Origin of the sequence: Rhizobium sp. N122 (assembly GCF_002211295.1) — a bacterium.
Taxonomy (GTDB): domain Bacteria; phylum Pseudomonadota; class Alphaproteobacteria; order Rhizobiales; family Rhizobiaceae; genus Rhizobium.
The window spans coordinates 86,704-101,338 of the sequence record NZ_LOKU01000008.1; the positions used below are offsets into that span (position 1 = coordinate 86,704).

General features: G+C 59.5%; 16 protein-coding genes. 9 read left to right on the plus strand and 7 right to left on the minus strand.

Going from position 1 to position 14,635, the window contains the following annotated elements; translation table 11 throughout:
- The first annotated feature begins 153 nt into the window (after positions 1–153).
- Positions 154–813: a peroxiredoxin gene (locus ATY75_RS07755; protein ID WP_017960145.1), complete on the plus strand. Its 660-nt coding sequence runs from the start codon at positions 154–156 to the stop codon at positions 811–813.
- Between the two features lie 186 nt (positions 814–999).
- Here ATY75_RS07755 and ATY75_RS07760 read toward each other — a convergent pair whose 3' ends face one another.
- A complete protein-coding gene (locus tag ATY75_RS07760; RefSeq protein WP_088937078.1) occupies positions 1,000–1,575 on the minus strand; it encodes a hypothetical protein in 576 nt (191 codons plus the stop codon).
- A gap of 452 nt (positions 1,576–2,027) precedes the next feature.
- Between ATY75_RS07760 and ATY75_RS07765 the strand changes: the two genes are divergently transcribed.
- Both ATY75_RS07765 and ATY75_RS07770 read left to right on the plus strand, forming a co-directional pair.
- Positions 2,028–2,984 (plus strand): lytic transglycosylase domain-containing protein, encoded by a 957-nt coding sequence (locus ATY75_RS07765; protein WP_088937079.1) that lies wholly within the window; start codon positions 2,028–2,030, stop codon positions 2,982–2,984.
- 97 nt (positions 2,985–3,081) lie between these two features.
- Positions 3,082–4,029 carry an NAD(P)-dependent oxidoreductase gene (locus tag ATY75_RS07770; RefSeq protein ID WP_088937080.1) on the plus strand — a complete coding sequence of 316 codons (948 nt, stop codon included), beginning with the start codon at positions 3,082–3,084 and terminating at the stop codon, positions 4,027–4,029.
- 5 nt (positions 4,030–4,034) lie between these two features.
- Here the strand turns inward: ATY75_RS07770 and ATY75_RS07775 are convergent, their stop codons facing one another.
- Complete coding sequence (locus ATY75_RS07775; protein WP_088937081.1) at positions 4,035–5,300, minus strand: glycerate kinase; 1,266 nt, start codon at positions 5,298–5,300, stop codon at positions 4,035–4,037.
- 200 nt (positions 5,301–5,500) lie between these two features.
- Here ATY75_RS07775 and ATY75_RS07780 point away from each other — a divergent pair, with 200 nt between their 5' ends.
- The gene (locus ATY75_RS07780; protein ID WP_088937082.1) at positions 5,501–5,806 is read left to right on the plus strand and encodes a DUF6074 family protein; all 306 of its coding nucleotides are present in this window, start codon (positions 5,501–5,503) and stop codon (positions 5,804–5,806) included.
- 13 nt (positions 5,807–5,819) lie between these two features.
- Here ATY75_RS07780 and ATY75_RS07785 read toward each other — a convergent pair whose 3' ends face one another.
- A complete protein-coding gene (locus ATY75_RS07785) occupies positions 5,820–6,911 on the minus strand; it encodes a PHB depolymerase family esterase (RefSeq protein ID WP_088937083.1) in 1,092 nt (363 codons plus the stop codon).
- 209 nt (positions 6,912–7,120) lie between these two features.
- On the opposite strand from ATY75_RS07785, the gene ATY75_RS07790 reads away from it, so the two are divergent.
- Positions 7,121–7,528 (plus strand): low affinity iron permease family protein, encoded by a 408-nt coding sequence (locus ATY75_RS07790; protein WP_088937148.1) that lies wholly within the window; start codon positions 7,121–7,123, stop codon positions 7,526–7,528.
- An 8-nt stretch (positions 7,529–7,536) separates the two neighbouring features.
- Here the strand turns inward: ATY75_RS07790 and ATY75_RS07795 are convergent, their stop codons facing one another.
- The 3 genes from ATY75_RS07795 to ATY75_RS07805 form a co-directional block, all read right to left on the minus strand.
- Positions 7,537–7,896 carry a low affinity iron permease family protein gene (locus ATY75_RS07795; RefSeq protein WP_088937084.1) on the minus strand — a complete coding sequence of 120 codons (360 nt, stop codon included), beginning with the start codon at positions 7,894–7,896 and terminating at the stop codon, positions 7,537–7,539.
- Between the two features lie 155 nt (positions 7,897–8,051).
- On the minus strand, positions 8,052–10,166 hold the full coding sequence (locus ATY75_RS07800) for a catalase (RefSeq protein ID WP_088937085.1): 2,115 nt from the start codon (positions 10,164–10,166) through the stop codon (positions 8,052–8,054).
- Between the two features lie 194 nt (positions 10,167–10,360).
- A complete protein-coding gene (locus ATY75_RS07805) occupies positions 10,361–11,281 on the minus strand; it encodes a hypothetical protein (RefSeq protein WP_088937086.1) in 921 nt (306 codons plus the stop codon).
- A gap of 356 nt (positions 11,282–11,637) precedes the next feature.
- Between ATY75_RS07805 and ATY75_RS35015 the strand changes: the two genes are divergently transcribed.
- On the plus strand, positions 11,638–11,817 hold the full coding sequence (locus tag ATY75_RS35015) for a hypothetical protein (RefSeq protein ID WP_088937087.1): 180 nt from the start codon (positions 11,638–11,640) through the stop codon (positions 11,815–11,817).
- Positions 11,818–12,348: 531 nt separating this feature from the next.
- Here the strand turns inward: ATY75_RS35015 and ATY75_RS07815 are convergent.
- The gene (locus ATY75_RS07815; protein ID WP_065092256.1) at positions 12,349–12,594 is read right to left on the minus strand and encodes a hypothetical protein; all 246 of its coding nucleotides are present in this window, start codon (positions 12,592–12,594) and stop codon (positions 12,349–12,351) included.
- Between the two features lie 247 nt (positions 12,595–12,841).
- On the opposite strand from ATY75_RS07815, the gene ATY75_RS07820 reads away from it, so the two are divergent.
- The 3 genes from ATY75_RS07820 (at position 12,842) to ATY75_RS07830 (ending at position 14,262) form a co-directional block, all read left to right on the plus strand.
- On the plus strand, positions 12,842–13,156 hold the full coding sequence (locus ATY75_RS07820) for a hypothetical protein (RefSeq protein WP_088937088.1): 315 nt from the start codon (positions 12,842–12,844) through the stop codon (positions 13,154–13,156).
- Between the two features lie 485 nt (positions 13,157–13,641).
- Entirely contained in the window at positions 13,642–13,851 is a 210-nt protein-coding gene (locus ATY75_RS07825; RefSeq protein WP_245317544.1) for an Arm DNA-binding domain-containing protein, read from the plus strand.
- Between the two features lie 99 nt (positions 13,852–13,950).
- On the plus strand, positions 13,951–14,262 hold the full coding sequence (locus ATY75_RS07830) for an HK97 family phage prohead protease (RefSeq protein WP_245317547.1): 312 nt from the start codon (positions 13,951–13,953) through the stop codon (positions 14,260–14,262).
- The last annotated feature ends 373 nt before the right edge of the window (positions 14,263–14,635 follow it).

Genomic DNA, 14,635 nt, shown 5'->3' on the forward strand with positions numbered 1-14,635 from the left:
TATGACTTACTTAAAATCCTGGAATGGGAAGTTTTTAACCTTCGGCCGGTGCGATCCTGTTGACCGCAATCTCGCGACCGCTTCCGGCGGACAGGTCCCATGGCCTCGATTTGAAACAAACAACATTGAACACAAGGCTTTGGAGGGCCGACCATGAGCTTACGCATCAACGATATTGCCCCCGATTTTACCGCCGACACCACCCAGGGGCCGATCAGCTTCCATGAGTGGATCGGCAATGGCTGGGCCGTCCTGTTCTCGCATCCGAAGAATTTCACGCCGGTCTGCACGACCGAGCTCGGCGCGATGGCCGGCCTGGCGGGAGAGTTTTCCAAGCGTGGCGCCAAGATCATCGGCATCTCTGTCGATCCCGTGGAAAGCCATGCCAAATGGAAGAACGACATCAAGACCGCCACCGGCTTCGACGTCGAATATCCGCTGATCGGCGACAAGGACCTCAAGGTCGCCAAGCTCTACGACATGCTGCCGGCCGGGGCCGGCGAGAGCTCGGAAGGCCGCACGCCCGCCGACAACGCGACGGTGCGTTCGGTTTTCATCATCGGTCCCGACAAGAAGATCAAGCTGATCCTCACCTATCCGATGACGACAGGCCGCAATTTCAATGAGATCCTGCGCGCCATCGACTCCATCCAGCTGACGGCCAAGCACCAGGTGGCAACACCGGCGAACTGGAACCAGGGCGAGGACGTCATCATCACCGCCGCGGTTTCCAACGAAGACGCGATCACGCGTTTCGGCTCCTTCGATACGGTTCTGCCCTATCTCCGGAAGACCAAGCAGCCGACCGCCTGATCGCGGTTTTCAAAGCTTTCCTGAAGCCGCCGCGGCCATTGGCCCGGCGGCTTTTTTGCGTCATCAGCCAAAAAGCCCGCCGCTTTGCCGCGCCTTCACATACACGGTCTCCCGGTCGCACATTGAACAAGATACTCACGCAGTTGCGCCTGCCGAGAAATCGGTTGCGGCCACGTAGACCCGCGATCAGGGCTTTTCAGATTTCGCTGGCGCATCCAACAACTGGATCAAAACGCCATCGCTCCCCCTGAGATCGGTCAAATCGAGAAATGTGTGAGGGCCGTAAACATTGTCCCACGTTGTCACGGTATTGCCGTTTGAGCTGGTTCGTTTGGAGGTGTTCTGGCTCAGGTGAAGTGTTCTGACGATGTCATCAAAATATGCGCGTTTGTTTGGCGTATTGGATGCCACTCCGCAGTTTGTGGCGTTGATAGTGGGCCCGCTGATCTTCTCAAGAAGTAAGCTGAAGGGACCTGTGGTGAGATTTCCTTCAAAGACTTCGAGGTGGCGCGTGATATCTGGGCTCTGCTTTTCCGTCTTATCCACTGACTTCCGCATGACCATCGCTTGCGCTCTCGCACTGATATGTTCAAAGTTCTCGGGCTCAAGCGTGCACATCACCTCAAACGCGTTGATGACCGCATCATCATGATTCTTCAAAGGACCCGTCGCCGTGGCGTGTTCGGCGGTTGCTGCAAAAGCTGAAACGGAGTGAATGGTGCCCAGCAGGATAACGCCAATACCGATCTTAGTCACACGCATGTTTAGTCTCCACTCTGGTGGTCCGGGCGTCTAATAGAGCGCGAGCCGCGACAAGCGAAGCCGTACCTGCACAAGCTGAACTGGAAATGAACGACGAGATTGACATCAGTTTGGTAGGCGGTGTGTCGGGTCGCAATTCGACTAACATGCTTTAAGCTGTTTCAAGCCCGCGGCCATGACGGAATGGCTGCTTCGTGGCCCATCAGCGGATATCATGTGTGTGGTGATAGTCTAGCACGCTGCATCCCGCCGGAGTTCCCGACCTAAAGCAGGTGCGACAATTGGCTCGCGGCAAACTCGCCACTCACCTCTCATCGTGACGCTGACACTCGTTACGAGATTCGCCGACGGACATGGATCCTTGCGCCACGCCAAATGGGGAAGCGTCGCGCCTCGATTGATGTTATCTAGAAATCCAGCGTCGTGATGGAAGTCGAACCTGCCGAGATCCAATGATAGGGCGAAAGCGTCAATCCGACATGGGGAGGAGAGCGGCGAGGGCGGTGCTTTCGCTCGGCTTTGTGTTTTCCGCTGCAGCCACCGGAAATGCCCAGCCGGAAGTAAGCGCTGCCGAGCCGGCCTGCCTCTATTCCGGGCCTTCGGCGTCGGGATCGGGTGAGACGCTCTGCATCCGCAAGGACAGTTTCAATCGCGACCTCTGCGCCGCGATCGAGCATTTCGCCGACGCCAATCAATTGCCGCCGGATTATTTCGCCCGTCTCATCTGGCGCGAAAGCACCTTTCGCCCAGATGCCGTCAGCTTCAAAGGGGCGCAGGGGATTGCGCAGTTCATGCCGGGAACGGCGAAACTGCGCGGCCTCGAAGACAGCTACCAGGTCCTGGAAGCGCTGCGGAAATCGGCGCAATATCTCGATGAATTGCGCAATCGTTTCGGCAATCTTGGCCTTGCCGCCGCCGCCTATAATGCCGGGGAAAACGGTCTGGCTTCTTACCTAACGTCAGGCAGATTGCCTTACGAGACGCGCAGCTACGTCATGGCGATCACCGCCCATACGGTGGAGGAGTGGAAAGGTAAGCCGCCGGAAGACGCGGCGGCTCCGCTCGACAAGGACAAGCCCTTCGTCGATGGCTGCGTGGCGCTTGCCGAGCGCCGGATATTGAAGGAGACGCCCTGGCGTCCGGAGGGCGAGTGGGCACCCTGGGGCGTCCAGCTTGCCGCGAACGCGAATGTCGCGGTCGCCCGGCGCATGTTTCTCGATGCCGTTGGAGATCTGCCTGCGCCCCTCAATGCGGAACAGCCGCTGATCCTGCGCCAGCGCGATCGCAGCTTCGGCTTTCGTCCGCGTTACGCTGCTCGCATCGGTCGGCAGACGCGCCTGGAAGCCAACGACCTCTGCAACCAGATCCGCAAGCACGGCGGCACCTGCCTTGTTTTTAAAAATCGATAGCGGAGACGCTTCCGCCATCTTCGTGAAAAGTCCGCTTGCAGGATCGCGACGCGGCGCAGCATAGTCGACGCGGACTATGCCAGAAGGAGGAACGACAATGCGGGTTTTGGTCATCGGGGCAACGGGCCATGTCGGAACCTATCTGGTCCCTCGCCTGGTGGAGGCAGGTCACGACGTCGTCACGATCAGCCGCGGCGCGGCAAAGCCTTACACCGAAAACCGCGCCTGGGCTTCTGTCGATCAGCGCCAGATGGATCGCTCAGCGATGGAGCGGACGGGTGAATTCGGCCTGGCCGTGCGAGAGTTGAAAGCCGATATCGTCATCGACATGATCTGCTTCACGCTGGAGAGTGCCGAGCAATTGGTGATGGCGCTGTCCGGGCATGTCGGTCATTTCCTGCATACCGGCACGATCTGGACACATGGCTTCCCCGTGGCCGTGCCGACACTCGAAGAGGCGTCGAAGTCGCCATTCGGTGACTATGGCATCCAGAAGGCTGCTATCGAAACCTATTTGCTGCAGCAGGCAAGGCTTCACGGCTTTCCGGCGACCATCATCCATCCCGGCCACATTGTCGGCCGCGGATGGGCGCCGCTCAATCCTGCCGGCAATTTCAATCTGCAGGTCTTTTCGACCCTTGCCCGCGGTGAGCCATTGGCGCTGCCGAATTTCGGCCTGGAGACGGTCCATCACGTCCATGCCGATGACGTGGCGGCGATGTTCATGGATGCGATCGCCAACTGGAATGCGTCGACCGGCGAAAGCTTCCACGCGGTTTCGGCGCAGGCGCTGACGCTTCGCGGTTATGCCGAAGCCATGTCGCGATGGTTCGGGCGGGAGCCGAAACTCAGCTTCGCCCCATTCGACGCCTGGGCCGAAAGCCAGACAGCCGAAGACGCGGAGGCGACATGGGAGCATATCGCCCGCAGTCCGAATTGCTCGATCGCCAAAGCCCGGCGCCTGCTGGGTTACTCCCCAAGATATACGTCGCTGCAGGCGGTGCAGGAGGCTGTGGTCTGGCTGGTCGGGCAGGGGAGAATCTAGACCCGCTAACGGATCAGGATAGCCCTGAAATCATTGACGTTGGTGCCGGTCGGGCCGGTTTCGAAGAGATCGCCGACGGCGGCAAAGCCGGAATAGCTGTCATTGCCGTCGAGCAGCCGGCGCGGATCGAGCCCGGCGGCGCGCAGGCGCTTGACCGAGCCGCCATCGGCAAAGGCGCCGGCATTGTCTTCGGAGCCGTCGATCCCGTCCGTGTCGGCGGCCAGAATATGAATGCCCTCGGCACCATCGATCGCAAGCGCCATGGCGAGCGCGAATTCGCCGTTGCGTCCGCCCTTACCGCCCTTGGCACGGAGCGTCACCGTCGTCTCGCCGCCGGACAGGATGACGACGGGCTTCGAAAACGGCCTGTTCCGGCCGAGCACCTCGCGGGCGATTGCCGCATGCACCTGCGCCACGTCGCGTGATTCTCCCTCGATCGCATCCGATAGGATGGCGGGCTCGATCCCTTGCGACTTCGCCAGGGCGGCCGCGGCCTCCAGCGACACACCGGCAGAGGCGATGATGTGATGCTCGTGGCGTAGGAAGACCGGGTCGTCCGGCCGCGGCGCATCGGCCTTCGGCGAGTTGAGATCGTCGAGGGCTGCCTGGGGCAGCCGCAATCCATATTGCTTGATGATGTCAAGCGCATCGTGCCGCGTCGAACCATCAGGCACCGTCGGCCCGGAGGCGACATGGGCCGGGTTGTCGCCGGGAATGTCGGAGACGATCAGGCTGACGACCCTTGCACTGGTGGCTGCCGCAAGTCTCCCGCCCTTGATGGTCGAGAGATGCTTGCGCACGACGTTCATCGCCGAGATTGGCGCGCCCGAGGCAAGCAGCATTTCATTGAGCGCAATCTCGTCTTCGAGGGTCAGCCCCTCCGGCGGGGCGGGCAGCAGCGCCGAGCCGCCGCCGCAGATCAGCGCGATCACCAGATCGTCTTCGGTCAGTCCGTTCACCGTCCCCATCAGCCGTCTTGCCGCGGCAAGTCCTGCCGCGTCGGGAACGGGATGGGCAGCCTCGATGATCTCGATGTCGCGTGTCTCGCAGCCATAGCCGTAGCGTGTGACCACCAGACCCGTAAGCGGCCCGTCCCAGACGCTTTCGAGCGCCCGCGCCATCTGCGCCGCACCCTTGCCGGCGCCGATCACCACGGTCTTTCCCTTCGGCCTGCCGGGCAGGTTCGCCTTGATGCCGGTCAGCGGATCGGCGGCGCGAACCGCCGCGTCGAACAGGCTTTTCAGGAAATCGCGGGGAGCGCTTATCGTCATCGGTGGTCTCTGCTGCCTCAAGTGTCGATCGTGATGCGGACTGTCGGCGCATGGGCGTGCCGGCGTCAAGGTCGAAGATGAGGCAATGTGACGCCCTTGGGCTGCAAATTCTGAATCGTTGAAATGAACGCATGGGAACGATAGAAAGCATTAACCATAGTCCCGTAGACAACGAACAGGATCAAAGGAACCTGTTTTCGATGGCTACTGAAATGACCTGCCGCCCTGCCGCCCCCAATGAAGGCGTGGTGATTGCTTTTCCCTCCGGAACCGGAACTGGAACCGCCAATATCGAACGCTGCGCCCGTGAACTCGGCCGGCGGCATGGCGCGGATGCGATCGCATTCTGGAGGGCCGAATGCCGCAGGCTTGCCGATCAGCTTCTGGCAGCCGGGATGTCGGAGAACGACGTCGGCGAGCGGGTGCTGCAGTTTCAGCAGGATGTCCAGATCGAACTCGTCCTCAGCCATCAAAACGGGCCAGTGCCCAAGTCACAAAACCGCTAGCCCGATCTGATATTTACCGCAGCAGCCCGGCGGACCGCAGGGCGTCTTCGATGACCTTGTGAATGCCTCCACGGTTGCTGCCCGCGGCGAATGGATCTGCGGTATTTTCCGGTTGCGCCGCGGAGGGTTCGGCATTGCGCCGCTTCTCAAACGAGGGAAGCAGACCCCAGGACCTGGCAATTTCGATTGTCGAGGAAGTTCCGACGTCAAGCATGAACGGGCCGCTTGCCCCGTAGCCGGAGCCGACATCGAGCGGCGTGCCGTGATCCATGCCGGCAATCGTATGGAGCTCGATCACCTCCACCCCATGCGCATCGGTCCAGACCCTTCGCTGATGTCGTCCGACATTTTCCACGCGCGCTGGCGACGTGTCGACGCCGTGGATATTTCTCCATTGCTCCACGATCGCATTCGCGTTGGACGGCACCACCGTTCTGTCGGCGCCTCCCTGCCAGAGCGACACTGTCGGCCACGGGCCTTTGTGGCCTGAAGCGTTTCTCAATCGCTGCTCCAACTCTTTGGCGGTCGGCCCGCCATGACCGCGCATTCGGTCGAACGCCTCGGGAATGGTCGTGGCACTGGCGTAGGGCAGGCCTGCGATGATCGCGCCGCCGGCAAAAACCTCCGGATAGGTGGCAAGCATGGCAGCGGTCATGGCGCCGCCGGCCGAAAGCCCGGTGACGAACACGCGCCTGCTGTCGATACCGTGTTCTGCCATGACCTTTGCGATCATCTGGCGAATGGAAAAGACCTCGCCGTGATCCCGTCTTATGTCCTCCGGGTTAAACCAGTTGAAGCAAAGGTTGGGATTGTTTGCCCTTCGTTGCTCGGGAAACAGCAGCGCGAAACCATAATCCTCTGCCAACCCAGACCACCCCGATCCGATATCATAGCCTGATGCAGTCTGGGTGCAGCCGTGCAGGACGACGACCAGGGCCATGTCCTTTGCGCGTTTCGACGGCAGGTAGATGTAACCTCCCAAAGCACCCGGGTTCGCACCGAATGCGCCCAAGGCGACGAGGTTGGGATTTTCCTGCGCGGGGCGGGGGCGAAGCGTGCCTCGCAGCGCAGTAAGGCGTGCGAGGGTGTCTGACATGGATCTCATCAAAGTCTCCGCCAATCAGCTGCCGAAATGGCGGTGATGCCTGACTAAACGCCTCAGCCGGCGGAAAGTTGCTGCGCTGCACAATATCTTCCGAGTAGCCGGATTTCCGGGGGCGCGGACAGTCGGCAGTGTGAGGAACTTCAGCCCGGAAATGGCGTTGATATTGTCGATTGACAGCATGGATGCTGCAATCTAGCGAGGCTTTTCAGATGTCGAACAAACCCAACTTCTTCTCTTCTTTTGCAACCGTCGTCGCCGACTTATCGGGAAAACCGTTCACCTTTGTCGCGGCGCTGACGCTCGTGCTCGCGTGGGCGGTATCCGGCCCCTTTTTCGGCTATTCTGAAACCTGGCAGCTTGTGATCAATACGACCACGACCATCATCACCTTCCTGATGGTGTTTGTGCTGCAGAACAGCCAGAACCGCGACGGCAAGGCGGTGCAGGCCAAGCTCGACGAGCTTATCCTGACGAGCCAGGCCGCCAACAAGTTCGTCGGTATCGAAAAGCTGGAGGAGGGGGAACTCAGGGAAATGAGCAAGACGCTTGCCGCGCAGGCCGAATGCGTCGAGGAAAAAGCGGATGAAAAATCTGCAGCCGACGCAGCGTCGACCTGATGTGTGCTTCAGTTCGTTGTCTCTGAGATCTGGTCGTGGTGTTGCCGACGCATTTCCTCAATGGCCTCGGCATCTTTCTTTTCAGCCGAAATCCAGTGATTTCTCGCCTTGCTCGATCGGATCAGTTCGTCGAGCTTGGCATGCAGCGCCATCATGTCCCGATTTTGGGAATTCTGCACCAGCAGCAAAATGAAAAATATGATGAGCGTGCCGACCATGTTGGTCAGCAGAAACCATTGCCGCGGGAAGGAAAAGTGCAGGCCGGCTGCCGCCCATAAGACTGCGAATATGATCAGCGTCACAGGGACCGCGCGATGTCCTGCCCACATGACGGCAAAGTCGGAGACCTGTCGAAAACGCCAGCGCATACGTCTCTCCACAGCGCACAACATTGAAGATGGAGCAAATCGAAGCCGTTTCCATCACCCCGGCTCAATAAAATATGCGCTGCAACAGTATAAAACCCGCGTTTCCGCGGGTTTTAATGCATGTCACCGGACGGCGACGAGCCACGGCGACAAAGTCAGTTCAGTTTGACCGACGGCTCCCGGCCCCAGACACGCAGTTTGCCGAGCGCCTTGATAAAGGCCGCGACATCTCCGGCTGCTTTAAGCGCAATCACGCCTTCATCCAGTGAATCGGCAATGCCTGCCTTTTGCATCAGCGGCAGCGCCGGTTCCACATAGCCGATGAACTTGCAGTGCACGAAGGCATCCGAGACGAAATCACGGGCCGTTGCCTCCTTCAGCAGATCGCTGCTTCCTGCCGACGAGGGGAGCAGCGCGACGGCGTCGTAGAGCACCGAAGGTCCGCCGTCGATCATCTGGTGCGCCTCGATCCAATTGCCGTCCGAGAGCGTCACGCCGCCGATCTTTGGTGCGATCACTTCGAATGCGGCCTTCTGTTCGGTAATTTCGGCAAGCAGCGCCCTGAAGATCGCGGCATCGGCGCCGTCGGTGACGAGAATGCCGAGCTTGCGTCCTTCGAACCGCTTGGGGCCGCGCTCGACAATGCTGAGCGCCGGCGACGGCTCGAGATCCTGGCGTGTCGGCATGGCGGCATCGGCGGGCTTCGGCATCGATTTGAAGCCGAGTGCGTGGCCGACCTTGCTGGCCAGCGTCTCATCGATGTTGATGAGATGGGAAACCATGCGCTCGCGAATGACCGGCGTTTCGACTTTGCTCAACTCGAAGATCAGCGCTGCCGCGATATGACGTTGCTCCGGCGGGGTCTGGCTGATGAAGAACTGCCTGGCCTGGCTGTAGTGATCGGCAAAGCTTTCCGGCCGCAACCGGACCTTGGCACCCTGCTCCTCGGCCGGGAAGTGACGATAGCCCTGAACCGGCGATTCCCGCGGCCCTTGATTCCAGGAATTCGGCTGGTAATTGACCCGCCCGACAGGATTGCGCATCGCCATGTGGCCATCCTGCTGGAAATTGTGGAAGGGACATTTCGGTGCATTGATCGGCAGATGGGTGAAATTCGGGCCGCCCAGGCGTTTCAGCTGCGTATCGAGATAGGAAAAGTTTCGTCCCTGCAGCAGCGGGTCGTTGCTGAAGTCGATGCCGGGCGGAACGTTCTGTGTCATGAAGGCAACCTGCTCGGTCTCGGCGAAGAAATTTTCGGGCATTCGGTCGAGCACCAGCCGGCCGACCGGTTTGACCGGAAGGATCTCCTCCGGAATGATCTTGGTCGGATCGAGGATGTCGAAGTCGAACGTGTCGGCGAAGTCCTGGTCGAAAAGCTGGACACAGAGTTCCCATTCCGGGAAGTTTCCTGACTGGATCGACTGCCAGAGGTCGCGGCGGTGGAAGTCCGGATCCGCGCCATTGATCTTGACCGCTTCGTTCCAGGCGACGGATTGCAGGCCGAGTTTCGGTTTCCAGTGGAATTTGACGAAGGTCGATTCATCGGCGGCGTTGACGAAGCGGAATGTGTGCACGCCAAACCCCTCCATGAAACGGAAGGAACGCGGGATGGCGCGATCCGACATGACCCACATGATCATGTGCATGCTTTCGGGGGTGAGGGAGATGAAGTCCCAGAAATTGTCATGCGCCGACTGCGCCTGCGGAAATTGCCTGTCGGGTTCCGGCTTTACGGCATGAATGATGTCGGGAAACCTGATCGCGTCCTGAATGAAGAAGACCGGGATATTGTTGCCGACCAGATCCCAATTCCCCTGCTGCGTATAGAGCTTCACCGCGAAGCCCCGTACGTCGCGCGCCAGATCGAAGGAACCCTTGCTGCCGGCGACTGTCGAAAACCGGACGAAGGCCGGCGTCTTTTCGCCGGGCCGCTGGAAGAGATCGGCCCGGGTATAGGCCGCCAGCGATTCATATGTTTCGAAGTAGCCATGGGCGCCGTAGCCGCGCGCATGCACGACCCGCTCGGGGATGCGCTCGTGATCGAAATGAAAGATCTTTTCGCGGAAATGGAAATCATCGATGAGGGCGGGGCCACGGGCGCCGAGACGAAGCGTGTTCTGATCATCGGAGACCGGGCCGCCTTGCGCCGTGGTCAGCACCGGCATGCCGTCTTCGGCAAACTGATGAAGCTCACCACCTGCACCCCGGTGCAGTTTCTGATCATGAATCGTCGCGTTGTCCGAGGGCGAGATCTTCGTCTTCTTGGCCATCTATTTTCTCCGGAAAGGGTGTGACCTATCCGAAGCTCAAAAATGGCCACATGTTCCGTTTGATGAGAAATAAACAGCCACTGTGGAAAGAAGCCGCCTGACGGCAGCAGATGATCGAACAACACCAAAGCCGCGGCCCGCACACAAAAATAGGGTGCGGGGCCTTTCGACCCCGCACCCCGTTTCAATCAATCCTAGATGCGAGGCCTGACGAGGAGATCTTCCTCTTCGTCGCGTTGAGATCCGCCGAACGCTGCGGCGGCGGAGGCAATGAAAGCCCCGACCAGAAGCGACAGCGAGCCGAGCAGGGCGGTGGTCGAGGCCGCCTTTCGTGCCTCGTCGGCAGCCTTCTGGGTGGCGACCTTGGCATCGTCGATCCGCTTCAGCACCGTATCGACGCGGGTGCGTGCGTCGGCCTCGGAAAGGCCGGTTCGCGAAGAGACGATGGTGGCGAGATAGGCCTTGTCGTCCTCGGGAACCTGGCCCGCGGCGGCGCCGTTGAGCAGGATGCGGGATACTTCAGATGTTGCCGCGGTATCATTGGATGTCGCTGCGGCTCGAGCCTGATCGGGGCGCAACAGCGCGTCGGTAAAATAGGACGTGGACAGATCCACCGGCGAGGTGGCGGACGATGCTGCCGCGGTACCGGCGGCGGTGGCGGTCGATCCCACGGCCTGTGCGGCCGCACCCACGGCCTGTGCACCGGCGCCGGCGAGCGAAGTCAGCGACGAGGCTAGAAACCCGGCAACGAAGACGGTCGCCAGAGCCCAGCTCAAGAACCCATGCGCGGTGTCACGGAAGAAAACCTCATCCGTGTGGACGGCCGCCCATTTGGTCCGCAGCCGGCCGGTAATATAGCCGCCGAGCGCTGAAGAGAGCCATTGCACGAGAACGAGCCAGATCGCCGCCGTCACACCGAGTGTCCCGAGCGAACTGCTTTGCCCCGACCAGGGCGACACCATCGTCAGCCCGAGCCCGGATCCGAGCAGCAGAAGGATGAGGGTCACACCGATGGCCGCCGCGGCGCCCCCGAAGATAGGCCCCCAGGTCATAGCCGATTTGGAGGATTCGACCGGAGTGGCAACCTCTCCGGAACCTGTCATTGAAACCGACATGATCTGTTCCTATCGCATAAACAGAGCCAGAAGAATGATGATAGGCAGTGGAACACCGAGCAGCCAAAGTAGAATACCGCGACCCATAAGAGACCTCCTGTCAAAGCTGACGTTACGTGGTTGATGCCACTCAACTTTTAACCACGGTCTTTGTTCCCGGCCGGCCTGATCATCGAGGATCTTCGGACGAAGATCAAAAGATCGACGAAATCTGCGCACTCGCGCTAACGCCAGCCGAGGAGCGCGCCTATATCTTTGGGCGCAAGGTGACTTGAGGATAAGTTCTGGGGAATTCTCCTGCTAATCCCAAGGACGGACTGACAGTTGCATCGCATCGTAAACGGGGAGAAGCATCGATGAACGGATTTCGGGCATTTGTAGCAGCCGGAGCAATCAGTCTTGCCGCCATGATCTCGGCGTGCTCGACACCGCCGAATTCATATGGCACGGCATCCGGATATCAGCCCGGCGATTCAATGAACCCGGCCTGCGCCGATGGCTTCCGTCCCGGCGACGGCCGTTCGTGCAGCTATTAAAGCATGTCGCGCAAAAGTGTGCCGCGGTTTTGCGGCAACGACATGCTTGAAAACAAAGACCTAAAGCGCGTCGCATGAATCAAGTTTGACGCGACGCGCTTTAGGGTGGTTGGCTCGGCCTGCCGGAGGCATCAGGCCGGTTTTTGGTGAACGCGTGATGGCTGGCTGGCAGCATCGATCGGTTTCAGGCGTCATTTCGGTTTGATGGTCGCCCCGACGGCAGCACCGAGCGCGACGTTGTCAAAGATAGAGAGAACGGCCACGTGATCTCGTGGCAGCGACGTGACGTCAATCTGCCGCCCGACCCCATTCTTAAGTTAATGGCAGTCGCGTCCTGCCGTAGTCTCTATACCATCAAATCGGCAACGCAAAGATGGCCGCTTCGTCGCTTGTTGCTTCGTTAAAGGCGAATGCGAGGACGACCCAGCCCCGGAGTAATCACCGTCGATAACGGTGACGCCCCGCGAGCGCACACGACCGCGGCGACGCTGTTCTCTTGCGACCTGGATCTTTGGGCCGATTCCAACAATGTCACTGGCCGCTAAGGGGCAAGGCATCGATCAACTGGTGCACCTTATCGGTTGCGTAGACGATATCCTCGCGGGGCAAATGCACCGTGATTTCGATTTCCTGCCATCTGCCGCCATTATTTCTAGCGTAACTCACGGCGGCCTGTAGAGATTTGAATTCGACTGCGGGCGCGCCTGCGATCCAGAACTGCACGGTGCAATCGGCTTCGCAATAGTCGGAGAGTGCTTTGAGCGGGTCTAGGGCCATGCGATGGGCTCTACACCTTTGGTGGTTCTTTGGCTACCGCACATGAGGCGCCGCCGCTGTTTTCGAGTCGCGCAATCCGCGCCACATTGAGGTGACCTCCGCTGCTCCAACACCGATGGCCGGCGCGATCACCACCCCTTCCGACATAGGCCTGCCGGCTGCTGTCTTTCCGGAATTCCCAGAGGAGAGCTGTTCATGTCAGGTTAATGCGTATTAACCCAGACTCGCAGTCTGAAAGGATGCGCCGATGAAAAAGCTTTTTCCCGCAGTCGCAGCCACAGTCTTGGCTGCATGTTTCGCCCTGCCGCTAAACGCCACGCCGATCGTCGCGCCGAAAGCGGTAGCAATTCACACCGCCGACGTCGAACAGGTCAAACACCGTCGCCACGGTAACGGACATGCGTATGGCCACTGGAAGAAAAGCCGGTACGCTTACCGCGACTGCCGATACTACGGCTCGTGCTACCGGTCTCGGCACTACGGCTACCGTGACTATTACGGCTATCGCGACGACTACCCCTATCGTCGACGATCAGGTGTGGCCGTGTATTTCAATTTTTAGTCGGCAGTGCTCCGCCCATTGAAGCCGTCGACCTGATTCACCACACCACACCACCACAGCAGCCCGTCGAGCAACCAACTCGGCGGGCGTTTGTTTCCGGCGTCTGAACAAGGAAAAGGTCGGGGCGAATGCTCGCGCCGACCTTCTTTGATTGCATCAGCTCAGTGCCAGTACATCCGTGGTCACCGGCAAAAGCTATCCGATGGATTGAATTTATGCGTCTTGTGAAATTTCGCAAGGATTAGGCGGATGCTGATTTAGGGCTAAAAGTGAGAAGGAAACGCCTGTTTTCGGATTCATCAACGAAACAGGCGATTTCTTGAAAATGGCTCCCCGGGCCGGATAAATTTTAGTGACCGTAGTGCTCCAAGATGGCGCCGTGCTATCATTTAAGATATTGTTTTCATTGTTGTTTCTTGTCCTTTTTGTCCATTGCGCCTATCTATAGCGCATCACCCGAAAGCGGGGGAAAGTGGGGAAGACATATGGGGATCCATATTAGAAACGTGCTGACCGTTAAGTCGATCGCGGCGAGCAAAGCACGGAAGATCCGCGACGGCGGCGGGCTCTGGCTCGTCACCAAAGGCGGCGGTCGGTATTGGATCTTCAGTTTCACTTTTGCTGGACTTCGTCGAGAAATGGGCCTTGGCCCGCTCCACACCGTCGGGCTCGCGGATGCCAGCCTTCACAGCTGACGATACCGGCCGTGTAGACGGCAAGGCGTGGGATTTCTCCAGCCCTGACCGCGCCGGCGATGTCATCGAGCCCGCAGCATTCCTCGGCGCCGTTGGCAAATCTCTACCGATACTCTTTGCGCACGATATGCGCAGGTTGTCGGCACGTGGGACGCGGTAAGCGTCGAAGCGGATGGCCTCAAAGTCTCCGGCAAGTTGCTTGTCGAAGATGTCGCCCGCGCCAAGGAGGTTCGCGCTCTTCTCCGCGCGAAATCTGTCACCGGTCTCTCGGTAGGCTTCATGACAAAGAAGGCTGCACTCCGCAAAGGCGGCGGCCGAACAATCAGCGACTTAGACCTTGTCGCTGTTCGCGTCGGCGCATGGAAGCGGCATTTTGAATCGTTTCTTCAGCCGACTGCAGGGGATCAATGAAGTGCTGCAAGCAAAATACGCGGGTGCATTCGGCGGGAACGGTCCTAGCCCCGAGTGCCACTCAAACCGCCGGCGGACCAATTGTAATTAGGTCTACGACCTACGGGCCGCCGCAGTTCAAGTTGGTTTAAGCTCAGCAGTGGTAGGACATGGTGGGCGGGCTTAGGCCGCTCTGACATCTTGCCATATAGCGCCGAAATCGTAAGCTATAGAAACAGAGGGAAGGCAGATGTATTTCTCGGCTGACGAGCTTAGTCTTTTAGAGAAGATCAGTCGAGATCCAGATGGCACTCTCCGCACCAAGGCGCGACCGTCCGACCTTGTGAGGGGGCTTGCGAAAAAGCGCGCGCTTGCTAACGTGTTGACAACAACC